The organism is Mycobacterium kubicae, from assembly GCF_015689175.1.
Classification (GTDB): Bacteria; Actinomycetota; Actinomycetes; order Mycobacteriales; family Mycobacteriaceae; genus Mycobacterium; species Mycobacterium kubicae.
Genome location: NZ_CP065047.1, coordinates 392610 through 415362, shown reverse-complemented (window position 1 = coordinate 415362; position 22753 = coordinate 392610). Strand labels below are relative to the sequence as shown.

The 22753-nt window shown below is 65.6% G+C and carries 27 protein-coding genes; 12 read left to right on the top strand and 15 right to left on the bottom strand.

Going from position 1 to position 22753, the window contains the following annotated elements:
• Positions 1 to 11: 11 nt before the first annotated feature.
• Complete coding sequence (locus tag I2456_RS02000) at positions 12 to 1040, bottom strand: NAD-dependent epimerase/dehydratase family protein (RefSeq protein ID WP_068160407.1); 1029 nt, start codon at positions 1038 to 1040, stop codon at positions 12 to 14.
• Positions 1037 to 1543, bottom strand: coding sequence for a nuclear transport factor 2 family protein (locus I2456_RS01995; protein ID WP_068030432.1), 507 nt, complete (start codon positions 1541 to 1543; stop codon positions 1037 to 1039). The genes I2456_RS02000 and I2456_RS01995 overlap by 4 nt, the downstream gene beginning before the upstream one ends.
• Positions 1544 to 1614: 71 nt before the next feature.
• Between I2456_RS01995 and msrA the strand changes: the two genes are divergently transcribed.
• Positions 1615 to 2130: a peptide-methionine (S)-S-oxide reductase MsrA gene (msrA, locus tag I2456_RS01990; RefSeq protein ID WP_085073943.1), complete on the top strand. Its 516-nt coding sequence runs from the start codon at positions 1615 to 1617 to the stop codon at positions 2128 to 2130.
• Positions 2131 to 2140: 10 nt separating this feature from the next.
• Here msrA and I2456_RS01985 read toward each other — a convergent pair whose 3' ends face one another.
• Positions 2141 to 3466 carry a cytochrome P450 gene (locus I2456_RS01985; protein ID WP_068030428.1) on the bottom strand — a complete coding sequence of 442 codons (1326 nt, stop codon included), beginning with the start codon at positions 3464 to 3466 and terminating at the stop codon, positions 2141 to 2143.
• A 120-nt stretch (positions 3467 to 3586) separates the two neighbouring features.
• Here I2456_RS01985 and I2456_RS01980 point away from each other — a divergent pair, with 120 nt between their 5' ends.
• Genes I2456_RS01980 through I2456_RS01970 form a run of 3 tightly spaced genes read left to right on the top strand, consistent with a single transcriptional unit; the run spans position 3587 to position 5492 of the window.
• Positions 3587 to 4192 (top strand): TetR/AcrR family transcriptional regulator, encoded by a 606-nt coding sequence (locus I2456_RS01980; protein ID WP_085073891.1) that lies wholly within the window; start codon positions 3587 to 3589, stop codon positions 4190 to 4192.
• A gap of 42 nt (positions 4193 to 4234) precedes the next feature.
• Positions 4235 to 4447, top strand: a complete 213-nt coding sequence (locus tag I2456_RS01975; protein WP_068030425.1) for a TOBE domain-containing protein — start codon at positions 4235 to 4237, stop codon at positions 4445 to 4447.
• A 1-nt stretch (position 4448) separates the two neighbouring features.
• The gene (locus tag I2456_RS01970; protein ID WP_085073890.1) at positions 4449 to 5492 is read left to right on the top strand and encodes a zinc-binding dehydrogenase; all 1044 of its coding nucleotides are present in this window, start codon (positions 4449 to 4451) and stop codon (positions 5490 to 5492) included.
• Here I2456_RS01970 and I2456_RS01965 read toward each other — a convergent pair.
• The gene (locus I2456_RS01965) at positions 5482 to 6366 is read right to left on the bottom strand and encodes an alpha/beta fold hydrolase (RefSeq protein WP_085073889.1); all 885 of its coding nucleotides are present in this window, start codon (positions 6364 to 6366) and stop codon (positions 5482 to 5484) included. The genes I2456_RS01970 and I2456_RS01965 overlap by 11 nt on opposite strands.
• Before the next feature lie 10 nt (positions 6367 to 6376).
• Positions 6377 to 7618: a sulfotransferase family protein gene (locus I2456_RS01960; protein WP_085073888.1), complete on the bottom strand. Its 1242-nt coding sequence runs from the start codon at positions 7616 to 7618 to the stop codon at positions 6377 to 6379.
• 28 nt (positions 7619 to 7646) lie between these two features.
• Between I2456_RS01960 and I2456_RS01955 the strand changes: the two genes are divergently transcribed.
• Together I2456_RS01955 and I2456_RS01950 are read left to right on the top strand one after the other, a co-directional pair.
• A complete protein-coding gene (locus tag I2456_RS01955; RefSeq protein ID WP_085073887.1) occupies positions 7647 to 8222 on the top strand; it encodes a TetR/AcrR family transcriptional regulator in 576 nt (191 codons plus the stop codon).
• Positions 8219 to 9331, top strand: a complete 1113-nt coding sequence (locus I2456_RS01950; RefSeq protein ID WP_068030412.1) for a DUF1214 domain-containing protein — start codon at positions 8219 to 8221, stop codon at positions 9329 to 9331. Before I2456_RS01955 ends, I2456_RS01950 begins: the two co-directional genes overlap by 4 nt.
• 1 nt (position 9332) lies before the next feature.
• On the opposite strand, the gene I2456_RS01945 is transcribed toward I2456_RS01950, so the two are convergent.
• From I2456_RS01945 to I2456_RS01930, 4 genes are all read right to left on the bottom strand, one after another.
• Positions 9333 to 10376, bottom strand: a complete 1044-nt coding sequence (locus I2456_RS01945) for an LLM class flavin-dependent oxidoreductase (RefSeq protein ID WP_085073886.1) — start codon at positions 10374 to 10376, stop codon at positions 9333 to 9335.
• Positions 10376 to 10891, bottom strand: a complete 516-nt coding sequence (locus I2456_RS01940; RefSeq protein WP_068030767.1) for an SRPBCC family protein — start codon at positions 10889 to 10891, stop codon at positions 10376 to 10378. The genes I2456_RS01945 and I2456_RS01940 overlap by 1 nt, the downstream gene beginning before the upstream one ends.
• An 81-nt stretch (positions 10892 to 10972) precedes the next feature.
• Positions 10973 to 12085, bottom strand: coding sequence for a fatty acid desaturase family protein (locus I2456_RS01935; protein ID WP_068030406.1), 1113 nt, complete (start codon positions 12083 to 12085; stop codon positions 10973 to 10975).
• Positions 12086 to 12119: 34 nt separating this feature from the next.
• The gene (locus tag I2456_RS01930; RefSeq protein ID WP_068160429.1) at positions 12120 to 13193 is read right to left on the bottom strand and encodes a ferredoxin reductase; all 1074 of its coding nucleotides are present in this window, start codon (positions 13191 to 13193) and stop codon (positions 12120 to 12122) included.
• Between the two features lie 70 nt (positions 13194 to 13263).
• Between I2456_RS01930 and I2456_RS01925 the strand changes: the two genes are divergently transcribed.
• The gene (locus tag I2456_RS01925; RefSeq protein ID WP_068030391.1) at positions 13264 to 13938 is read left to right on the top strand and encodes a TetR family transcriptional regulator; all 675 of its coding nucleotides are present in this window, start codon (positions 13264 to 13266) and stop codon (positions 13936 to 13938) included.
• 3 nt (positions 13939 to 13941) lie between these two features.
• On the opposite strand, the gene I2456_RS01920 is transcribed toward I2456_RS01925, so the two are convergent.
• Genes I2456_RS01920 through I2456_RS01910 form a run of 3 tightly spaced genes read right to left on the bottom strand, consistent with a single transcriptional unit; the run spans position 13942 to position 15728 of the window.
• Complete coding sequence (locus tag I2456_RS01920; protein ID WP_068030388.1) at positions 13942 to 14304, bottom strand: hypothetical protein; 363 nt, start codon at positions 14302 to 14304, stop codon at positions 13942 to 13944.
• Positions 14305 to 14342: 38 nt separating this feature from the next.
• Positions 14343 to 15095, bottom strand: a complete 753-nt coding sequence (locus I2456_RS01915; protein ID WP_068030386.1) for an SDR family NAD(P)-dependent oxidoreductase — start codon at positions 15093 to 15095, stop codon at positions 14343 to 14345.
• 27 nt (positions 15096 to 15122) lie between these two features.
• Positions 15123 to 15728 carry a GNAT family N-acetyltransferase gene (locus tag I2456_RS01910; protein ID WP_068160432.1) on the bottom strand — a complete coding sequence of 202 codons (606 nt, stop codon included), beginning with the start codon at positions 15726 to 15728 and terminating at the stop codon, positions 15123 to 15125.
• Positions 15729 to 15788: 60 nt separating this feature from the next.
• Here I2456_RS01910 and I2456_RS01905 point away from each other — a divergent pair, with 60 nt between their 5' ends.
• Positions 15789 to 16898 carry a F420-dependent hydroxymycolic acid dehydrogenase gene (locus I2456_RS01905; protein WP_085073885.1) on the top strand — a complete coding sequence of 370 codons (1110 nt, stop codon included), beginning with the start codon at positions 15789 to 15791 and terminating at the stop codon, positions 16896 to 16898.
• 11 nt (positions 16899 to 16909) lie between these two features.
• On the opposite strand, the gene I2456_RS01900 is transcribed toward I2456_RS01905, so the two are convergent.
• Complete coding sequence (locus tag I2456_RS01900; protein ID WP_085073884.1) at positions 16910 to 17824, bottom strand: cation diffusion facilitator family transporter; 915 nt, start codon at positions 17822 to 17824, stop codon at positions 16910 to 16912.
• A gap of 133 nt (positions 17825 to 17957) precedes the next feature.
• Here I2456_RS01900 and I2456_RS01895 point away from each other — a divergent pair, with 133 nt between their 5' ends.
• The gene (locus I2456_RS01895) at positions 17958 to 18542 is read left to right on the top strand and encodes a hemerythrin domain-containing protein (protein WP_068030376.1); all 585 of its coding nucleotides are present in this window, start codon (positions 17958 to 17960) and stop codon (positions 18540 to 18542) included.
• 54 nt (positions 18543 to 18596) lie between these two features.
• Here the strand turns inward: I2456_RS01895 and I2456_RS01890 are convergent, their stop codons facing one another.
• The gene (locus I2456_RS01890; RefSeq protein WP_068030374.1) at positions 18597 to 19493 is read right to left on the bottom strand and encodes a manganese catalase family protein; all 897 of its coding nucleotides are present in this window, start codon (positions 19491 to 19493) and stop codon (positions 18597 to 18599) included.
• Positions 19494 to 19622: 129 nt separating this feature from the next.
• On the opposite strand from I2456_RS01890, the gene I2456_RS01885 reads away from it, so the two are divergent.
• Entirely contained in the window at positions 19623 to 20324 is a 702-nt protein-coding gene (locus tag I2456_RS01885) for a GAF and ANTAR domain-containing protein (RefSeq protein ID WP_068030372.1), read from the top strand.
• A 104-nt stretch (positions 20325 to 20428) separates the two neighbouring features.
• Positions 20429 to 21724, top strand: coding sequence for an acyl-CoA dehydrogenase family protein (locus I2456_RS01880; RefSeq protein ID WP_186246627.1), 1296 nt, complete (start codon positions 20429 to 20431; stop codon positions 21722 to 21724).
• A 24-nt stretch (positions 21725 to 21748) separates the two neighbouring features.
• Here I2456_RS01880 and I2456_RS01875 read toward each other — a convergent pair whose 3' ends face one another.
• On the bottom strand, positions 21749 to 22204 hold the full coding sequence (locus tag I2456_RS01875; RefSeq protein ID WP_068030369.1) for a MaoC family dehydratase: 456 nt from the start codon (positions 22202 to 22204) through the stop codon (positions 21749 to 21751).
• Positions 22205 to 22240: 36 nt separating this feature from the next.
• Here I2456_RS01875 and I2456_RS01870 point away from each other — a divergent pair, with 36 nt between their 5' ends.
• On the top strand, positions 22241 to 22738 hold the full coding sequence (locus I2456_RS01870; protein WP_068160074.1) for a metallophosphoesterase family protein: 498 nt from the start codon (positions 22241 to 22243) through the stop codon (positions 22736 to 22738).
• The last annotated feature ends 15 nt before the right edge of the window (positions 22739 to 22753 follow it).

Genomic DNA, 22753 nt, shown 5'->3' with positions numbered 1-22753 from the left:
GTCACGCGCGGTCAATCGGCCGGTGTGGCCCCGGTGGTTTTCGCGTCCCTTCTCGGCTTGCGCATCGCCGCCCAGAAACGCGCCGCTTCCCGGATCGATTCCTCGACAGGCCTTGGCTGCCAACCCAATTCCCGCACTGCCTTGCTGTGGTCGACCGGCGCTTCGGCACGCATCATGCGCACCGAGTCCAGGCTGAGCTCGGCGTCTTTACCGGTGACCCGGGCCCGCAGGCTGCCCAGCGCGCCCAGCGCGTACAGCACCGGAACCGGAATCGACCGTTGCGGCGGCGCCACCCCGGCCTCGTCCGCGGCGATCCGCACGACGTCTTTGAGCGGGATCATCCGTTCGGAGATCAGGTACTTCTCGCCGTTGCGGCCCCGTTGGGCGGCCAGGATCATCGCGCGGGCGGCGTCGTCGACACCGACGACCTCCAGTTCGATGCCGTCCATGAGAAACGGCAACTTGCCGAACACCGCGCCGGCGATGAACGCACCGTGCGGCGTGCGGCCCCAGTCGCCGCTGCCGTAGGTCGTGGAAACGCACATCGCGACGGCCGGTAAGCCGTGCTCTTTGACGTACTGCATCACCAAGTCCTCGGCCTGCACCCGCGACCGGACGTACGGGGTCACCCGCCGGGATCCGATGCGGTCCTCTTCGGTCGCCACGTGTCCGTGCCGGCGGTCCACCGAGGCATAGGTGCTGGTGAAGACGAACCGGTGCAGGTTCATGTCTTTTGCGACTTCGAGAACGTTGCGCAGCCCCTCCACGTTGGTGCGGAACAGCGGCGACGGGTCGCGCAGCCAGGCTCGGGTGTCAACGACGCAGTAGTAGACGTCGTCGCACCCGTCCATCGCCTCGCGCACCGTGTCGGTGTCGAAGACGTCGCCCTGGAATCGGGTGAGCGGCAAGTCGTCGATGGCGCGGGTATTCGCGGTGGGCCGCACCATGGCTCGCACGTCGCAGCCGTCCTCGACCAGCAGGCGGGTCACGTGGGAGCCCAAGAAGCCGTTGGCGCCGATCACCAGTTTCGGTGCGCTCATTGCGATCCTCCGTATTGCTGCATCCACCGAGCGGCGTCCTCGTCCAAGGTGCCCAGGGCCTGCGCCTTGCGGCACCACTTCATGCCGGCGCGCAGGAACCGCAACGGGTTGTAGATGTCTTCCTGGCGACGCCATTGACCGTCACCGGCGTAGGTGATGATCGAGATGTTGGTGGCGCTGACCACGCTGCCGTCACCGGGATCGCGCATCGGGTTGTCCAACTCCATGATGATGCGGCCGGTCGGCTCGTCGATCACCGACCACAACGACGGAAACGCCACCATGTGACTGCCCGGAAAGGTAGTCATCGTGCGCTGAATCCACTCGCGCACCTCGGCGCGGCCGCGCATGGTGCCGGCCGCGTGCTCGATGTACTCGACATCGGGTGTGTAGTGCTCCACCCAGGCGTCCCAGTCTCGCGTCTGCGCCGCCCGGGCGACGGTCTGCTCGAACTTGTCGAAGGCTTTTGCGAGCTCGCTGCGGGGGAATTCCGGGCTGCTCACGCGCCGTTACACCTCACGCGCGGAGTGTAGCCTGGGGCGTGATCAGGCCCCGGGCCGGTAAGGAGGACAACATGGCGGAAGCGCAGAAGGCGATCCTGGCCGGCGGTTGCTTTTGGGGAATGCAGGAACTCATTCGTAAGCAGCCGGGCGTGATTTCGACGCGGGTGGGCTACAGCGGCGGCGACGTCCCGAACGCGACCTACCGCAACCACGGCACCCACGCCGAGGCCGTCGAGATCATCTACGACCCCGCCGTCACCGACTACCGCACGTTGCTGGAGTTCTTCTTTCAGATCCACGACCCGACGACCAAGAACCGGCAGGGCAACGACCGTGGCCTGAGCTACCGGTCAGCCATTTTCTACCTCGACGACGAGCAGAAGCGCGTCGCACTGGACACCATCGCCGATGTGGAGGCCTCCGGCCTGTGGCCCGGGAAGGTGGTCACCGAGGTGACCGCCGCCGGGGACTTCTGGGAAGCCGAACCCGAACATCAGGATTACCTGCAGCACTACCCCAACGGGTACACCTGCCATTTCGTGCGGCCCGGCTGGAAGTTGCCGCGGCGCGCGGCCGCCGGTCAGTAGTCTGACGCCCTCAGCGGCGGCGCACGACCACCTGTCCGCCGTCCTTGGGTGTGTAGGCGACACCGCGGCTGTGCCACCGCTCGTCGGGGGCGGTCGTCGTCTCAAGAGTGAAGTGGCGCAAGACGGTTCGTAGCACCACGTCCATTTCCATGTTGGCGAATGCCGCGCCCACGCAGCGGCGGGTGCCCCCACCGAACGGAATCCACGCGAACGCCGACGGCTTGCCCCCGATGTAGCGCTGGGGGTCGAAGCGCTGCGGGTCGGGGAAGACGTCGGGGTCTTCGTGAATGTGCGAGATGTTCACCAGGATCGAGCTGCCACGGGGAACTGCCCACTCGCCTAGCCGATAGACCTCCGGGTACACATGGCGCGCCGCGAAGTCGATGACGGTCCTGGTCCGCTGCACTTCCAGGATGGTGGCCTGCCGCAGTTCCTGCCCGTCGTTGTCGGCCTCCTCGACGAGTGCGGCCAGTAACTCGGGGTGGCGGGTCAATCGTTCGAAAGCCCAGCCCAGGGTCGACGCGGTGGTCTCGTGCCCGGCGGCGAGCAGGGTGAGCAGCTCGTCGCCGATGTCCTTGCGGGACATGCGACTTCCGTCGTCGTAGGTGCTGCGCAGCATCAGCGCCAACACGTCGGTGCGCTCTTCGAAATTCGGATCGGAGCGTTCGATGTCGATCAACCGGTCGATGACGATGTCGTATTGCCTGCGGTACTCGGCGAGCCGGCCCCAGGGGCTGTAGCGCCCGTATTCCCGCTTCGGTTTGGGCATTGCCGCCAGCCGCGACCCCAGCGTGACCCACGGCGGGAGGATGCGGCGCAGGTCGTCGAGTTCGGCGCCCGCAGCGCCGAAGACGGCACGCAGAATGGCGTTGAGAGTGATGTGCATCATCGACGGCAGCGTCGGGAACGACTGGCCTTGCGGCCAGGAAGCGGTTTCACGCAGCGTCTCTTCTTCGATGATCGTTTCGTAATTCTTCATGCTCTTGCCGTGAAACGGCGGTGCCAACAGGCGTCGCCGGCGGCGGTGATCGTCGCCCTCGAGTCCGAACACCGAACCGGAGCCGAACATCCGGCTGAGGTTGGGCTGGATATTGCCGAGCACCTCGGGGCTGGTGGTGAAGATCTGCTTGGCCAGTTGCGGCTCACCCACGACCACCGCCCGGCCGTACATCGGCAGGTTGATCGTGAAGACGTTGCCGTGCCGGTGGGCCACCCAGCGCATCATGCCTCGCCGCGAAGCGGCAAAGCCCATGCCCACCAACAGCTTTGGTAACCGCGTCGCCGGTGGCCAATTGACTGTCGACGATGCCGGCGCGTCGGTGATGGCTTGACTCATAGAGGTTGGCTCCCAACATCTGGCCCGAAGGCAGTTGGTACTGCGGGGTACCACAGGCTCAACCGGTACGGTACTCTTTGGTACCAGGGCTGACAAGAGGGCTGACCAGAGGAGGCGCCCGTGACGGCGATGGCTGGCGGCGCGGTGGTCGTCGAGACCGACCCGTTCCGGATGCGGCTGCTCGACGGGCTGGCCGACTCGATCGGCGAGCGTGGGTATCGCGCAACGACGGTCGCCGACATCGTGCGTCACGCGCGCACCTCGAAACGGACGTTCTACGACCAATTCCCCAGCAAGGAGCAGTGCTTCTTGGAGCTGCTGCGCGTCGACATCGACAAACTCGGTGACAACATCGCCGCGGGCGTCGACCCCGAGGCCGACTGGCACGACCAAATCCGGCAGGCGGTCGAGGCCTATGTCGGCTACATCGAGTCCCGCCCGGCCATCACGTTGAGCTGGATCCGGGAACTACCGTCCCTCGGTGCTGCCGCCCGGCCCGTGCAGCGTCGGGGCCTGCAGTTGCTGTCGAGCCTGTTGATCGACCTCAGTGCCAGCCCGGGATTCCAGCGGGCCAACCTGCCGCCGTTGACCCAGCCGTTGTCGGTGATTCTGCTCGGTGGTCTGCGCGAATTGACCGCGCTCGCGGTCGAAGACGGCAAAGACGTCCGGGAGATCGTCGAGCCCGCGGTCGATGCGTCGGTGGCCCTGCTCGGGCCGCGACACTAGGTTTAGCTGCGGCTCGAGACCGACTAGTCAAGGAGGACACCTATGCGCCTGTCGACCCGAAATCAGCTCAAGGGCACCATCACCGAAGTGGACCTCGGCAGCGTGATGGCGATCGTCAAGGTCCGCCTCGACGGCGGTGATCAGATCGTCACCAGCTCGGTCACCAAGGACGCCGCGCAGGAACTCGGCTTGCAGGTCGGTCAGCCCGCGACGGTGTTCATCAAGTCGACCGAAGTGACGATAGGCGTCGACTAGCATGCCGGCCACCATGCGCGCCGAGCGCTTCTACGCGGATACCAAAAGCGTTGTGCTGGAAGACGTCCCGGTGCCCGAGCCTGGGCCCGGTGAAGTTCTGGTCAAGGTCGCGTTCTGCGGGATCTGCCATTCGGACCTGAGCCTGATCAACGGCACCTTCCCTGCTCAGACGCCGGTGGTCACCCAGGGCCATGAGGCATCAGGCACCATCGCCAAGCTCGGTCCCGGGGTGACCGGGTGGCAGGAGGGCGACCGGGTGGTGGTCGCCGCCGGCCGGCCGTGCCAGCGGTGCCCGAACTGCCGGCGCGGTGACGTGGTGAATTGTCTGCGAATTCAGTTGATGGCCTTCGCGTATGACGGGGCGTGGGCCGAGTACACGGTGGCGCAGGCGGCCGGGCTGACCCGGGTGCCCGACAACGTTCCGCTCGAGCAGGCGGCGATATTGGCCGACGCGGTGTCCACGCCGTTCGGCGCGGTGGTGCGTACCGGCAAGGTGGCGATCGGCGAATCGGTGGGGGTGTGGGGAGTCGGCGGAGTCGGCACCCACATCGTGCAGCTGTCCCGGTTGGTCGGCGCGGTGCCGGTGATCGCCGTCGACATCAACCCGGCCGTCCTGGACCGTGCGCTGGAGATCGGTGCGGACTATGCGTTCAACTCCCGCGAGGACGGGCTGTCGGACAAGATCGCCGAAGTCACCGGCGGTCGGCGGCTGGATGTGGCATTCGACGCCGTCGGGCTCAAGAGCACATTCGAGCAGGGCCTCGAATGCCTGACGCCCGGCGGACGGCTGGTCGGCGTCGGGATGAGCGCGGAGTCACCGACGGTCGGGCCCACCGCTCTGTTCGGATTGATGCGCAAGCAGGTGCTGGGCCACCTGGGCTACCAGAACGTCGACATCGAGACGCTGGCGAAGCTGGTTTCCTATGGACGCCTTAATCTTTCGCGTTCGATCAGCGACGTCGTGTCACTCGAGGAGCTGCCGTCGGGAATCGAGAAGCTGGAGCGCCAGGAAGGCAACCCGATCCGCATTCTGGTCAAGCCCTGAGAAACGCGCGCACCCGGTCCAACACCAGATCGGGTCGCTGCGCGACGATCCAGTGCCCCACTCCGTCGACCAGCTCGAACTCGAAATCGCTTGCGCGCTCGCCATATCCTTCGAACAAATCCGGTGTGATGACCGGATCACCGGTGCCGTGCAGCCACCGCACCGGCACGTCGACACGTGCGTCGTCGTATTCACCGCGCATCCAGCTCAGCGCTTCCTTGGTCTGGAATGTGCGGTACCACTTTGATCCGGCCTCCGCGTGACCGGGTTGACCCATCCGCTCGGCATAGATGCGGATGTCTTCCTCGGGCAGGCTGAAGCCCGCCCCCACCCACGAGGAGAGCAGGCGGGCGAAGCGGGCCTTGGGATCGCTGATCACCCGGGGTCCGATCACCGGCAACGACATTGGGATCTGATACCAGAACCGCCACATGTTGCGCACCATGCGCAGGTCGCGCTTCATCCACGGCGCGACGGTGTTCACCCCGAAGAATCCGGTCACCTTCTCGGGATGACGCAGCATCATGATGAATGCTGCCGGTCCACCCCAGTCGTGGGCGACTAGTTTGACCTTCTCGACGCCCAAGCGATCCAGCACCGCGGCCAGGTCGTCACCCATCTCCGTCTTGGCGTAACTCGACTTCGGCGCCGAACTCCATCCCGCGCCGCGCAAGTCCGGGCACAGCACTCGATAACCGTCGGCGGCAAGTGGACCGATCAGCTTGTGCCACTCCCACCAGTTCTCCGGAAACCCGTGCACCAGCATCACCGCTGGGCCGTCGGCGGGGCCGGCATCGGCGACGTGGATCGTGACGTCGTCGCCTAACTCGACGAACCTGTGCTCAACACCTTCCAGAGCGGGCATAGTGGTCATGCCCTCGAGCCTAGGCGAGGAATCGCTCGACATACGGCGCGAAGCGAGACCGCAGGTCCTCCTGGTCGAGGCCGAACATTTCGCACGACGTCTCGACGTTTCCCAACCGCCCGCGGCGGTGTCCGGCCAGGTAATCGGTGATCGCGGTACGCGCTTCGGGGGTGAACGGTTCACCGGCCAGCGCGTAGACCCGCTCGGCCACCCCGAGTTCGTCGGCCATGAAGTCCTCGAATCGGATGTCGATCGAGCGCTGCGGGCCGATGGTGTCCCGGTCAACGACGAGTGCGTTGAGCATCTGCTCCAATCGGTCGATCCAATACCGGGCTATCTGCCGCACCGGGACCGGCGCGCGGTGCATGCGCGCGGAGTAGGTGATCATCGCGATCATCGACAACGCCACCGGCACCGGATCGCGGTGCGTGAACACCACGATGCTGCCGGGAAAGACGCGGTCCAGGACCGGCACCTGCTCCAGGTGCTGCGGTGACTTGAGCAGCCAGCGCCGTCCGCCGCGCAGGAACTGCATGGCTTTGAGTTGGGTGGCGAGGTAGGCGTAGTGCGGAGTCTGGTCGTGGGCTTGGTAATAGTCGCGCCAGGCGGGTACCTCGGCCAACGTTTCCAGCAGCATCGTGGAGACATCGTTGGCCAGCAACTGGATCTCTTCGTGTACATGGTCGGTGGTCATCTCGTGCATGAGCGCGAAGTGCGGCATCACGGTGTTGATGACGCTGACCGCGACATCCATGCGGGTGCGACGCGGATCCGGCTCTAGCCCCACCTCATTGGGCAATGGGAACGGCTCGACGCTTTCCCAATAGGGCATGGTGCGGAAGGTGGGCGGGCCCGCCAGCAGGTTGTGCAGGTGGGTGGTGCCGGTGCGGGGCAGACCGGCGATCACCACCGGCGGCGCCAGCTCGATGTCATTGATCTCGGGATGCCGGTTCAGCAGGTCGGTCAGCAACAGCCGATTCTTGAGCACCTGCAGCAACTGGCCGTAGAAGTTGACCACTCCCCCGGCGTGCATCCCGTCGATGTCGCGGAGCGCGGCGAGGTAGACCTCGAGCCGTTCGCGATAATCGCCGGGGCCGAAATCGCTCAGGCCGGTCTCGGCGCTCGCCTTGGCGTGCAGCGCATCGGCATCCAACGGGCAGTCAGCGGCCAGTGCGCCCATCATGTCGAGGATCTGCCGGGCTTCCGGAGTGAAGCGAGGCTCCGCGAGATCGTCGAGGCGGACGGTTGTGGCGTCGGTCACAGCGACTTATGTTACTGTCAGTTTCGTAATGGCAGAAGACCTGGGGCGTCCCCGCGATCCACGTATCGACAGTGCGGTGTTGCGCGCGACCGTGGAGCTTCTCGCCGAGACCGGCTATTCCGGGCTGCTCGTGGCCGCCATCGCGGAACGAGCCGGAACCAGCAAGCCCGCGATCTACCGACGCTGGCCCAGCAAGGCGCACCTCGTGCATGAGGCGGCGTTCCCGATTGGTGCCGCGACCGCCCTCCCCGATCAGAAAAACCTCGCCATGGATTTGCGGGAGATGGTGCGGCGCACCATGTCGGTGCTGACCACACCGGCCGCCCGGGCGGCACTGCCGGGCCTGGTCGGCGAGATGGCCGCGGATCCCACCCTGCATGCGGCGCTACTGGAGCGGTTTTCCGACATTTTGGGCTCCGGGCTGGCGGACTGGCTTGCCGACGCCGCGGCCCGCCGGGAGGTCCGCGCGGACATGACCGCCGCCGAACTGGCCGAGGCCATCGCCGGCTTGGTGCTGCTGGCCGTGCTGACGCGCCCCGAAGGGCTCGATGAGGCGTGGGTGGACCGCACCACGACACTGCTCCTGAAGGGAATCAGCGCATGACCCTGGAATCGACCGCCGCGTGGCAGGAACTGCTGGACACGCTGGGCGGCTTGGACCGCTCGTTCCTGGAGGGGGAGCGCGCCGTCACCGACGACCGCCACATTGCCGACGGCTACCGCATGCTCGCCACCACACTGGGCGTGGCCTTCGACGCCTACCTGTTCCACGAACCGGGCCGCCCACAGTTCGTCGCCGTCAACACGCCGTTTCGCCGCGACCGTCGCTGGGGCGGCGACAACACCGATGCCTACTACTACATGTGTCCGGTGGATCCGCAACGGCGCTACCGGATCAGCGGCAACAAGGGTGACAGCGTGTACTTCTCGGTGACCGCCTACAACGAGCCATCGCCCGGCGCCTGGTCGGACCGGGTGGTTGCGTTGGTTCGGGACAGCGATCTGGACGTCGACGCCGACGGCAACTTCGCCGTTGAATTTCCGCCGACACCCGATGCGGCCGTGTTGATGACCCGCGACTATCAAGCGGACCCACTCAACGGCCGTCCCGTCAGCTGGAACATCGAGGCCCTCGACGAACCGGACTCCATCCGGCATGGCGACGCCGAGACCGCTGCCCGTCTGCGCGCGACCGCTGTGTGGCTTCGCACGATGTTCGCCATCGTGCCGCTGCCCGTCGGCACGCTGGTCGAAGACGAACACGGCCTCGGCCACGAAACCGTCCACGCCGCAAACGCATTCGCCGACCCATACCAGGTGCCCGACGCCAACTTCGGCTGGTCGGCACGCGACGCCTGCTATTCCTACGGCAGCTTCGTGCTCGACGAGGACCAAGCCTTGGTCATCACCCACCGGCCGCCGTCATGCCGGTTCTGGAACCTGGTGGTGTGGAACCAGTTCATGGCCACCTATGGCGCCTCGGAAGGACCCGATGTCCGCACGTCGATCAACGGCCACAGCGCCGTGCCCAACAGCGACGGCTCGGTGACGATCGTCTTGTCCCGGGGCATGACTGCCCACCCCAATTCGGTGACAGCGCTGGGTTATCCGCGGGGAAACTTGGCCTTTCGGTGGTTTCTGCCCGACGGCCTGCCGGTGCGGCCCGAGACGCAACTGGTCAACCTTTCCCAAGCACCGACCGACGTCTCGTGAGTCAGCCGATCTCGCCGACCAATTCGATGGCTCGGCCCAAGGTGTCCAGCTTGGCGCTCAGGGTCTGGCCGGCGGGGTAGAGCCGCACGGTGGTGACGCCCGCGTCGCGCCATACGGCAAGGCGTGCGCGGACCATCTTCTCGGTTCCGATCAGCGTGGTGGCCAGCACCATCTCGTCGGTCACCAATCCGGCCGCACCGTCGCGATCACCGCCTTGCCACCGCTCGCGCACCGCGGCGGCCACCTCGGCCCACCCTTGCCGGCTGTAGGCCTGGTTGTAGTAGTTGGTGGTCGACGAACCCATGCCGCCGAGGCTGAACGCGAGTTCCTTTTTGCGGTTCGCGACCATTCGGCTCAGCTCGTCTTCGTCGGAGGCGAACGCGACTTCGGCGCCCTGGCAGATGTCGATGTCGGCGCGGGTGCGTCCGGCGGCGGCCAGTCCTTCCTGGAGGTGCGCGAAGTAGGCGGTGCCGGCGCCTTCGGGAACGAAGCTGGTGCCCAGCCACCCGTCGGCGATGCGCCCGGTCAACCGCAGCATCGCCGGCGACAGCGCGGCCAGATAGATTCCGATGGCATGCTCGGGCCGGGTCGACAAACGCATCGGTACCGCGTCACCGCCGGGGCGGGGGATCTGTAACGCCTTGCCGGCGTAGGAGATCTTGTCGCCGGTGAACGCCTGCCGCACCACGTCGACGGTTTCGGCGATTCGGGTCAGTGGCCGGTCGAATGAGGCCCCGTGTAGGCCCTCGATCACCTGCGGGCCGGACGGTCCGAGCCCGAGCAGGAAGCGACCGTGCGACAGGTTGGCCAGCGTGATCGCGGTCTGCGCGATGACGACGGGCGAGCGGGTCCCCACCTGCAGGACACCGGAACCGAGCAGCATCCGCTCGGTGCGGGCGGCGAGGTAGCCCAGCGCCGACGGCGCATCCGAACCCCACGCCTCGGCCACCCAGCACACGTCCAGACCCAATTTCTCGGCCTCGACGGCGAATTCAGCGACCTGACTGGCGTCTTTGGAGAACTCGACCGTGGTCGCGGTCCGCATCAGCGGACTCCGTGCTCGGCCAGCCTTTTGATCGACGCGAGGGTCTTGTCGATGGCGGCTTCAAACTCCCGCAACCGGACAAAGACGATCTTCTGTTCCTTGTCGGGCATCGCATCGATCGCCGTGGACAGACCTGACCGGCCGGGCCCCATCTGCATGCCGTACGTGAGCACCGTGCCGCCGTCGCGCGGAGCCAGCCGGAACCGCCATGTCGCCGAAGGGTATTCGGGGTCGCCGACCACCCACGCGAATTCCCGGCCTTCGTCATAGCCGACGATCTGCGATGTGGTGCTCCACTGCCCGAACGCGTCGTGAGTGTTGTGCCCGACGAACCGGGCGCCCATGCGGGGTCCGCTGGCTCCGTCCGCCCATTGAACGGCTTGCAGCTCGTTGCTCAGCGACGGCATGAGCTCGATGTCGGAGACCAAGCCCCAGACCCGGTGCGGGTCGGCGTCCACCCACAGCGAGGCTTCCACCGTGGGCTTGTCCGCGTAGCGCGCGCCGGTCCATTCCATCTGGCCCATTGTCCACCGCTGAGGCCGGCGCGTCGCCCCCTCCCCTGCAGCGATTTGGACACGGCGCCGGCTCGGCGGGGCTTAGGCGGCCGCGGCGACTTTGTCGTCTGCTTTCTGCGCAGTTCCCTTCGGCCGCAACGGCAGGGACTCCGGGAGGGTCAGCTTGACGATCTTGCGCACGACGGTGCCGAACTGGCGCAGCAGCGGCCCGCGGTTGTAGGGGATGCCGTAGCGTTCGCAGATCTCCTGCACCTCAGGTGCGATATCGGCGTAGCGCCGTGCCGGCATGTCCGGGAACAGGTGGTGCTCGATCTGGTGGGACAGGTTGCCCGACAGCAAGTGAAAAAGCTTGCCGCCGGTCAGGTTTGCCGAGCCGAGGACCTGGCGGAAGTACCACATGCCGCGGGACTCGTCTTGGGTCTCCTCGACGGTGAACTCCTGGGTGCCGTCCGGGAAGTGGCCGCAGAAGATGATCATGTACGACCACACGTTGCGCATCAGGTTCGCCGACAGGTTGCCGCTGAACACGAACGGCGCGAACGGGCCGGCCAGCAGGGGGAAGGCGACGTAGTCCTTGAGGGTCTGGCGACGGGTCTTCTTCCAGATGTCCTTGAGGGTCTGGCGCTTATCGGCCAGGCGGATTTCACCGGCTCGGATGCGCTCGGTTTCCAGCTCGTGCAGCGCGACGCCGTATTGGAACAGCACCATCAGCAGGAATGCGTAGACCGGGTTGCCCAGGAAGTACGGTTCCCAGGGTTGGTCTTCGCTCATGCGGAGGATGCCGTAGCCGATGTCGCGGTCCATTCCCACGATGTTGGTGTGGGTGTGGTGCATGTAGTTGTGCGAGTGCCGCCATTGATCGGCCGGGCAGGCGGTGTCCCATTCGAAGGAACGTCCGGAGATCGTCGGATCGCGCATCCAGTCGTACTGGCCGTGCATGATGTTGTGGCCGATCTCCATGTTGTCCAGAATCTTCGACAGGCCCAGCATCGCGGTGCCGAGCAGCCAGGCCGGCGGCAAGAACAGCATCGCGCGTCCGCCGACCTCGAGCGCACGCTGGGTCTTGATGACCCGACGGATGTATTCGGCGTCTTCTTCACCGAGGTCCGCCAGGACGCGGTCTCGGATGGCGTCGAGCTCACGACCGAATGCGTCGGCCTGCTCTCGAGTCAGGGTGATCTTGTTCTGTGTCATGGCTTTTCCTCCACTTGTTTGGTGGGCACTGGCGTTAAAGAGACAGTTCGACGTCGCCGACGGGCACCGACACACAGATCTGCACATCTTCGTCGGGTCCGGTGGAGACAGCGCCGGTGACGAGGTTGCGGACGGTACCGGCGGTCTTGCGTCGCGTGCAGGTGTGGCAGATGCCCATCCGGCACCCGCTTTCCGGGGTTAGGCCGGCCGATTCGGCCTGTTCGAGCAGCGAGCGGCCGTCGTCGACGACATCAACCGCGCTGTCCACAAAGGCGATTCGACCACCCGACGGATTGGCCGGCGGCTCGAACACCGGCGGCACGAAACTTTCGGTGAACACATTTTCACAGTGCTGGCGCACCCCCTCCACCAAAGTGTCCGGCCCGCAGACGAACACCACGTCCGGTGCCGGCATGGCCGCGGCCAGATGCTCGGGCCCGAAGCGGCCGGTCAGGTCACCGGAATCCGAGCGGGTGTAGCCGTGCAGCACCCGCACCCCGGACATGGCGGCCAGCTCCTCGCGGTAGCAGGCCTCGGCCGGGGTACGCGCGTAATGCACGAACGCGATCTCGGTTTCCCGGACTCGCGAGTGCCCCTCGGCGACCAGCGTGCGCAGCATGGCCATGACCGGCGTGATGCCGCTCCCACCGGAGACGAACAAGATGCGGCGGGGGCGCTGTTCGGGCAGCACGAAGTCCCCGCCGATCCCGGCCAGGCCCACCACCATGCCGCGACGGGCACGTTCGTAGAGGTAGTTGGAGACCACCCCGCCGTCGTGGCGGCCGATGGTCAGTTCGAGTTTGCGGTTCCCCTCGGCATTGGCCGGCGAGTAGCACCGGGTGTGCCGGCGGCCGTCGATGTCGACCGCGAGGTTGACGTACTGGCCCGCCTTGAGGGTGTAGGTGGACGTGAAGGTGTCGTTCGGAAGGAGTGTCAGGGTGACGCTGCGCGGGGTGGTGCGCCGGACGTCGATCACTTTGGCGCGGGCCTCGCCGAGGGTCCAGGTGGGCGCCACCAGCTCGGTGTAGCGGTCGACGCCATGGGGTCCGGTGAGGAGGTCGAGCAGTTCGGAACCCAGCACTCGCTTCTTCAAAGTTTGAGTGAACATATGTACACGGTGCGCTGCTCAACCGCAGGTAGTCAAGGTTTTTTTGGCCTTTTGTGGTAGGGTTCACATAGTGAACGGTCGTACTCCTACACCACAATCTCGGCGGTCCGGCCGAGACCGTGACCGGGACAGCCCGTCCCGGGGTGAGCGCAAAGAAGCGACCCGCCGCGCCATCATCACCGCAGCATTGAAGTTGCTTCAGGACCGCAGCTTCAGCGGCCTGAGTCTGCGCGAGGTGACCCGCGAAGCGGGCATTGTTCCAGCGGCGTTCTACCGGCATTTCGAGTCGATGGAAGCCTTGGGGCTGGTCTTGATCGACGAATCGTTTCGGCACCTGCGCGACACCCTGCGGGGCGCGCGTGCCGGCAAGCTCGACCCGAACCGGGTGATCGAATCTTCCGTCGAGATCCTGGTGGCCAGCGTCGCCGAACGTCGCGAGCATTGGCGTCTGATCGGCCGCGAACGCAACAGCGGGCTGTCGGTGCTGCGCTATGCCATTCGCACCGAGATTCGGTTGCTCACTTCCGAACTCGCTACCGACCTGGCGCGGTTCCCGGGTCTGAACGAATGGAGCACTGAGGACCTCAACGTGCTGGCGACGTTGTTCGTCAACGCGATGATCGTCATCGCCGAGGCCATCGAGGATGCTCAGAGCGCCGAAGCGCGCGAGGAAATCCGACGAATCGCCGTCAAACAACTGCGCATGATCGCGATCGGCGTCGCCGGCTGGAAGAGCCGTCCCTAGTCGTTACTCGGCTTGTTCGTCGACGACTTCATACAGCGAGTCGCCGTCCTCGGGGGCACCCGAAACTTGTCCCCGGTGCGCTCGTCCGGGCACCGCGTCGTCCGCGTCGTCGTCCGATATGTCGGTTTCCGAGACGTCGGGCACCTCGGCGGCGAGTCGGGCGTCGAGGGGTTCACCCTCTTTGGCTTCGCGCGCGGTCATCCCGAATTTGTCGGCTTCGCTCCAGCCCTCGGGCGGGTCAACGACCACATCACCGTCGTCGTTGTGGAGTTCGTCGGAATCGGTCCCCTCCTGCGCGTTCAGCGTGTCGCCGGGGCCGCTTTCTTCCGGGAAATCGCCGGGATCCACCAGATCGCCACTAGTCATGGGCCAACGATTGCCCTCTGTCTCCGGTAGCTAAACGCTCACACCGTCAGCGGGTAACCGCCGCACACTTTCAGCGTCTCGCCGGTGATGAACGACGCCTGGTCCGAGCAGAGGTAGAGCATGGCCGAGACGACGTCGTCCATGGTGCAAAGTCGGTGCACCAGTTGCAGCTCGTGCACGAAGTCGTCGATCAGTGACCGCGGCACGTTGGCCATTGCGCTTTCGGTGTTGGTCAAGCCCGGGGCGATTCCGTTGACGCGGATGAGGTCGGGTGACAGTTCGGCGGCGAATGCGACGGTCAGTCCCCGCACCGCGAGTTTGGAGACACCGTAGGGCGTATTGCTCTGGAACCCCGCTGACGACGCCATGTTGAGCACCACGCCGCCACCCCGGTCGCGCATCGAATTGCGGCATGCCAGAGTGCAATTCACCACACCCATCACGTTCACGTCGAACAGTCCGCGGACGTCGGCACGTGACAGCGCGCCGAATGGCCGGCTGTACTTCATCAGGTGGCGGCCCGCGTTGTTGATGAGGATGTCGATGCCGCCGAACCTCTCGACGGTGGCGGCGACGGCGGCGTCCACCTGCGCCTCGTCGGCCACGTCACAGCGCACCGCCCAGGCGTCGGCGCCCTCGGCCACCAGATCTGCGGCGGCACGACTAGCGCCGTCGCCGTCGATGTCGGCCAGCGCCACACTGGCACCCTCGCTGGTCAGGGCGCGCGCGAAGGCCCGTCCCAGCCCGACGGCGCCGCCGGTGATGAACGCGATCTTGTTCTGGAACCGCACGCATCAACGGTATCGCGGCGATTGCGCTCAGCGAGGGTTTCGCCACATCGCCCACAGCGGCGGACCGCCGTCGGGCAAGGGCAGCTCACGGGTCACGGTGAAACCGAAACGTTCGTAATAGGGCACATTTTCGGGTTTGCTCGACTCTAGATAAGCCGGGGCGTATTCCGCGTCGCACCGGTCCAGCCGTGAGCGCATCAGCACCTGCCCGAACCCTTGGCCGCGCACGGTTGGGTCACTCCCGATGGCGGCCAAGTACCAATGCGGTTCTTCGGGGTGCTCACGCTTCATCATGTCCTGGACCGCCCGCGCTTGGCCTGCGCGCAAGCCGAACACCCGCAGGAAGGCCGGTATCTGCGCCAAGGACTGCCGAGGCGTCTCTTTCCACCTGTTCGGCGCAGCCCAGATTGCCGCCGCCCCGATCGCCGATCCCTGGCAAGCGACCTCCACCCCGCCGCCGGCCAGATGCTGGTGGCGGGTGATGGTGGCGAACAACCGGGCCAGGTGCTTGAGGCGCGCATTGTCGTCGGGCAGGATCCACATCATCACCGGATCGTCGTAGAACGCCCGGGCCATGGTGCGGGCCAACTCCCGGACGTCTGCTTTCTGCGCCGGGCGTGTCTGCGGGGCCATGCCGATCAGGCTAGTCCCCGCCCATCGTGTGGCCACTCGCCCGGCGGGTACTCCGGGGGGATGGCCGAATTTTCCAGACGGGCGTTCGGGCGCGTTGCCGCGGGAGCTGGTGTGCTCGGCGCCGGCGGCCTGGCCGCCGGTTGCCACGCCGGCACCGAGCGCGGCGCCCCTTCCGGTCCCCCCGCGAGTCCGGCCCCGCCCCCGGCCAAAGGCGTCGGGTTCGTGTTGGCACACGAGCAGTTCCGCACTGATCAGCTGGTGGCCCAAGCCAAGGCGGCCGAGCAGGCCGGCTTTCAGTATGTGTGGGCCAGTGACCACCTGCAGCCGTGGCAGGACAACGAAGGCCACTCGATGTTTCCGTGGCTGACGCTGGCTCTGGTGGGCAGCAACACCAGTCGGATCTCGTTCGGCACCGGGGTCACCTGTCCCACCTATCGCTACCACCCGGCCACCGTTGCCCAGGCCTTCGCCTCGCTCGCCATCTTGAGTGCGGGCCGGGTCTTTCTCGGCCTGGGCACCGGTGAGCGGCTCAACGAGCAAGCCGCGACCAACACCTACGGCAACTACACCGAACGTCACGACCGGCTCGTCGAAGCGATCACGCTCATCCGGCAACTTTGGAGCGGCGAGCGGATATCATTCGCAGGCAAGTACTTTCAGACAAACTCTTTGAAGCTTTACGACTTGCCGGCGGCGCCGCCGCCGATCTTCGTGGCCGCCGGTGGTCCCAAGAGCGCGACGCTGGCCGGCCAGTACGGCGACGGCTGGATCACCCAGGCCCGCGACTTGAAAGACCCGAAACTCCAAGCCGCCTTCGCCGCGGGGGCACAGGCCGCCGGGCGCGATGCGGCCACCATGGGTAAGCGCGCCGAATATTTCGCCGTCGTCGGTGACCGCGACGAGGCCAGTCGCAGCGCCGCTTTGTGGCGATTCACCGCGGGCGCAGTCGACCAACCCAACCCGATAGAGATCCAGCGCGCCGCCGAATCCGCCAACCCGACCGACAAGGTGCTCGCCAACTGGACCATCGGCACCGACCCTGCCCCGCACATCAGCGCGCTGCAGACGGTGCTGGATGCCGGTGCGATTCCCTTCATCCACTTCGCGCAGGACAATCCCCTGACGGCAATCGACTTCTACCGCACCAACGTCTTACCGAAGCTGCACTGACGAAACTTGAACTATCCGTCGTGCTCGACATCGGGCTGAAGGTAGACGGCCCGCACCATCGGTACCGCTTCGCGGACCCGCGCCTCCGCGGTTCGGATGGCGTCGGCGGCCACGCCCATGTCGATCTCGGGACCCAGCACCACCTTCGCGGTGACCAGCAGTTCGTCGGGTGCGAGGTATTGGGTGCGCATGTCGCTGACCCGGTCGACATGCGCGGTTTGCTCCAGCACAGCGCGAATCATGTTGTATTGCTTGGTCGTTGCGCCTTCACCGATCAGCAGGCTCTGCGTCTCGAAGATCAGGATGAACGCCACGCAGCCGAGCAGCACACCGATACCCAAGCTGCTGAAGGCGTCCCAGACGGGGTCGTGCGTGACGGTGGTCAAGATGACGCCGGCGAATGCCAGCGTCAGGCCGATCACCGCCGCGCTGTCCTCCAGTAACACCACGGCCGGTTCGGGCGTACGGAAATTCCGGATGAATTGCCACCAGCTACTCGAACCCTTCAGCTTGGCGGATTGCCTGACCGCGGTGCGCAGGCTGATGCCCTCGAATGCCGCCGCGACCACCAGGATCGTGATGGCAACCGCCGGTGTGGTCAGCGGCTCGGGGTGGGTGAGCTTGTGATAGCCCTCGTACAGGGCGACGACCGAACCGATGACGAAGACGGTCAGCGCCACGATGAAGGAGTAGAAATAGCGGCTGCGGCCATAACCGAACTGGTGCAAGGCATCTGGGCTGCGATGCGCGCGCCGCTTGCCCACCATCAGCAACAGCTCGTTGATACTGTCGGCGAGCGAGTGCTGGGACTCGGCGAGCATCGCCGAACTGCCGGTTATCAGGAAGGCCACGAACTTCGCGGCAGCGATTCCTGCGTCGGCACCGAACGCAACCACAATTGCTTTGGTCGTGCCGTCCGCTGCCATTGCCCATAGCTACCCTCGCCGCCATAGCGCCAAACGGGGCCGTCGGCTGTCTGCGGCCAACCAGTTTCAACGCTTCCGACCTGGGTATGCGCTTGCCACTCACCGACTGACAGCCCAATCGGAAGGGGACAATATGGACGCAATCACATTTCTTCGCCAGGACCATAAGAGTGTGCTCGGCTTATTCGAGACGCTTGACGGCGCACCGTCGGGAGCGGGTGCGCAAGCCAGCGGTTTGGAAACCGTGGTGAACAACTTGATCATCTCCGAGTCACAGCACGAAGCGATCGAAGAACAATTCTTCTGGCCGGCGGTCCGCGATGCGCTGGAAGACGGGGACGAGCTGGCCGACAAGGCGATCGAGCAGGAGCAGGCCGGCAAGAAATTGCTGCAGCGGTTGGAAGACGGCAAACCCGGCGAGCCCGATTACCACGAAGCGCTACAGGAATTCGTCAAACTCGGCCGCGAACACATCGCCTACGAGCAGGACGTGGTGTGGCCCCAGGTTCAAGCGGTGATCAGCCGCGAGGAGCTGGAGAAGATCGGGCAGAAGCTGGAGGCGGCCAAGAAGGTTGCGCCGACCCGCCCACACCCGGCCACCCCGCCCAACCCGGCGGTGCTCAAGACGATGGGGATGGGAGCGGCGGTGATGGACCATGTCCGCGACGCCTTCACCGGGCGCTCAGAGGACAACCCGCCAGACCCGCAGGTGAAGTAAAGACATAAAGGCCGGGCGTCGGATAACGCGACGCCCGGCCTTTTGGTGTCAAGATCAGTTGGTCGGCACCCGCTGCTCGTGGGTGAAAGGCTTCTCACCCTGCACGGCCGGCGAACCGTCGGGAACCCGTTCGGCTCCCTTGTTCTGGCGCGTGTCGCTGCCCAGCCACTCCTGCTCGGGCTTTTCCACGTACCGCCACTGCATGCCCTCGGGCCACGGGCCTTGGCCCTCGTTCCACGGTCCGCGGATCGATTCGCCGCCACCGTTGGACATGTTGAAAGCCAGGTTCTGGAAGCGGTCGTCGCCGGGCAGCTGCCCCGGGGGGAAGTTCACCGGCAACTCGTTGAGCGCCGCGGTGAATTGCTGGAAGTGCGCGACCTCGCGGGTCATCAGGAACGTCAGAGTGTCCTGCACGCCGGGATCATCAGTCATCTGCTTGAGGTATTCGTAGACGATCTTGGCGCGCGACTCCGCGGCGATGTTGTTGCGCAGGTCGACGGTGGGGTCACCGTTGGCGTCGATGAAGGCGCCGGTCCAGTTGTTCCCCGCAGAGTCTTTGACGTCCGGTCCCCCGCCGCTGAGCACCAGGAACATCGGGTTGACCGAAACGGAGTTGATGATGCTGTCGCGACCGTCGGCGCTGGCCACCGCGGGCATCCAGTCACACCGCTGGTTGGCGATGTGCAGATTGTCGTTGAGCCCGTCGAGCAACATCGTGATCATCGACCCGACCATCTCCAGGTGGCTGAGTTCCTCCGTGGCGATGTCCATGAACAGGTCGTACATCTTCGGGTTCTTCTGGCGCAGCACGAAGGCCTGCGTGAAGTACTGAAGCGCAGCCGTCAGTTCACCGTTCGCCCCGCCGAACTGGTCCATGAGCAGCGACGCAAAGCGCGGGTCGGGTCGGTCGACTCGGACCTCGAACTGCAAGTCTTTGTTGTGGATGAACATTGACGCCTCCCTGACGGGCTAGAACTTGGGCTGGTTCGAGCGGCGGTTACCCGTGGAGTTGGTGGCTAAACCTTGATGGTGACCCGTCGGCCTAGTTCAGGACGCATACATGGGGCACAATGCGGACCTATGGACTCATCGGAGCCAGATCGCAAACACGACCTGGCTAAGCAAATGGCCGCGCTCGCGCGGACCACAGCCGCGCCTCGGACCGTTAGCGAGATCTTGACCGAAGTGACCAACGCGGCGGTGGAACTCATCTCGGGAGCCGACGTAGCCGGTGTACTGCTGGTGAAGAAGGGCGGGGAATTCGAGTCTGTGGCCGACACCGACGGCATCGTTGCCAAGCTCGACGCGTTGCAGCACGACTTCGGCGAGGGTCCCTGCGCGGAAGCTGCCCTTCACGAAACAGTTGTGCGGTCTGATGATCTGCGCACCGAACCACGCTGGCCGCGCTATGCCCCGGCCGCCGAGGAACTCGGCATTCGGAGCAGCCTGTCGTTCAAGTTGTACACCGCAGACCGCACCGCCGGCGCCCTGAATCTGTTCAGCACCCGCAGCCATGCCTGGGACGTCGATGCCGAAACCATCGGCGCCATCCTCGCCGCCCACGCCGCCGCGGCCATCCTGGCGGGCCGCCACAGCGAACAGATGCAGTCCGCGCTGGCCAGTAGAGACCGGATCGGCCAGGCCAAGGGCATCATCATGGAGCGCTACGCCATCGACGAGATGCGCGCCTTCGAGATGCTGCGCGTGTTGTCGCAGGAGAATCAGACCAAGCTCGTCGATATCGCCCAGCGGGTCATCGACACCCGCGGCGACAGCGCCTGAATCGCATTCCCGCGCGCGGTGATCGGCGCACCGGCGCCCTCTAGGATGGGGTGGCTTGATCAACGATGCCGGTGCGACGGTGCGCCGGAGAACGGTTGCCTACAGTGTGGGACTTCGAAACAGACCCGGAATACCAAGCCAAGCTGGACTGGGTGGAAAAGTTCATGGTCGAGGAACTCGAACCGCTCGACCTGGTCGCCCTGGACCCCTACGACAAGAAGAACGCCGACCTGATGGCGGTGTTGCGGCCCTTACAGCAGCAGGTGAAGGACCAGGGGTTGTGGGCGGTGCACTTGCGACCCGAACTCGGCGGGCAGGGCTTCGGCCAGGTCATGCTGGCGCTGCTCAACGAAATCCTGGGCCGCTCCCGCTGGGCGCCGTCGGTGTTCGGTTGCCAGGCCCCGGATTCCGGTAACGCCGAGATCTTGGCGCTGTTCGGCACCGACGAGCAGAAGGCGCGTTACCTGCAGCCGCTGCTCGACGGCGAGATCACCTCGTGCTATTCCATGACCGAACCGCAGGGCGGTTCGGATCCCGGGCTGTTCGTCACCTCGGCGACCCGTGACGGTGAGGATTGGATCATCAACGGCGAGAAGTGGTTTTCCACCAACGCCAAGCATGCCTCGTTCTTCATCGTCATGGCCGTGACCAACCCCGAGGCCCGCACCCACGAGAAGATGTCGCTGTTCATCGTTCCGGCTGAGACGCCGGGCATCGAGATCGTGCGCAATGTCGGTGTGGGAGGGGAATCGTCAAAGCGCGCCAGTCACGGCTATGTCCGCTACAACGAGGTCCGGGTGCCGGCCGACCACGTGCTGGGCGGTGAGGGACAAGCGTTCATGATCGCGCAGACTCGACTCGGCGGTGGCCGCATTCACCACGCTATGCGCACAATTGCCTTGGCCCGCAAGGCTTTCGACATGATGTGTGAGCGGGCGGTGTCACGCCAGACCCGGCATGGGCGACTGTCCGACTTTCAGATGACTCAGGAGAAGGTCGCCGACAGCTGGATTCAGATCGAGCAGTTCCGGCTGCTGGTGCTGCGCACCGCCTGGTTGATCGACAAGCATCACGATTACCAGAAGGTGCGCCGAGACATCGCGGCGGTCAAGGTGGCCATGCCCCAAGTTCTGCACGACGTGGTGCAGCGGGCCATGCATCTGCACGGGGCGCTCGGGGTCTCCGACGAGATGCCGTTCGTCAAGATGATGGTGGCTGCGCAGTCATTGGGCATCGCGGACGGCGCCACAGAGCTGCACAAGATGACGGTGGCCCGGCGTACCTTGCGCGAATATCAGCCGGTGACAACACCTTTCCCGTCGCAGCACATCCCGACTCGACGGGCCGAAGCCGAGGCACGTCTGGCCGAACGTCTCGAGCACGCGATCGCGGAGTTCTAGCCGCGACCCCCGCCCTTCGCTTCCTCAGGTGATGTAGCGGACGACGCTTTCGGCCACGCACGCCGGCTTGGACGACCCCTCCACCTCGACGGTGGTCGACACCGTCGCCTGCACCGCACCGTTACCGACGTCATCGACGCTGACCAACGAACTCTGGGCGCGCACTCGGGAGCCGACGGGTACCGGAGCCGGGAAACGAACCTTGTTGAGGCCGTAGTTGATTGCCAGCTTGATGCCCTTGACCGTGTACATGTCGTGTTGCAGCCGCGGCAACAACGACAGCGTCATGAAGCCGTGGGCGATGGTCTTGCCGAACGGCCCCTTGGCGGCCCGTTCCGGGTCGACGTGGATCCACTGGTGGTCCCCGGTCGCATCGGCGAACTTGTTGACGTCCTCTTGGGTGATGGTCACCCAGTCGCTTTGCCCGATCGTCTCGCCGGCCGCAGCAGCGAGGTCGGCGACTGAATCGAAGGTGCGCATGGCTCTCTCCTCTGTTCGCGGGTAAGCATAGAACCTGTGCAGCTGCTGCTGATTGCCGATACGCACGTTCCCAAGCGCGCGCGGGACCTCCCGGCCAAGCTGTGGGACGAGGTCGCGAACGTCGACGTGGTCGTCCATGCCGGCGACTGGGTGGACGTGCGCCTGCTCGATCAACTGGAAAGCCGGGCGGCCAGGCTGGTGGCGTGTTGGGGCAACAACGACGGGCCGGAGTTGCGCGCCCGACTGCCCGAACGCGCCGACGTGACGCTCGACGGGCTGCGCTTGACCGTGACCCATGAGACCGGTGCCGCGTCGGGCCGTGAGGCGCGGATGTCGCGGCTCTACCCCGACACCGACGTGCTGGTATTCGGCCACAGTCACATCCCCTGGGACACCACGACCGCCACCGGCCTGCGGTTGCTCAATCCGGGGTCGCCGACGGACCGCCGCCGCCAACCGCACTGCACGTACATGACCGCCACAGTTCGAAATGGCGCCCTGAGCAGCGTTGATCTGGTCAGAGTCGAAAGATAGTTCTGCTACAGAGCT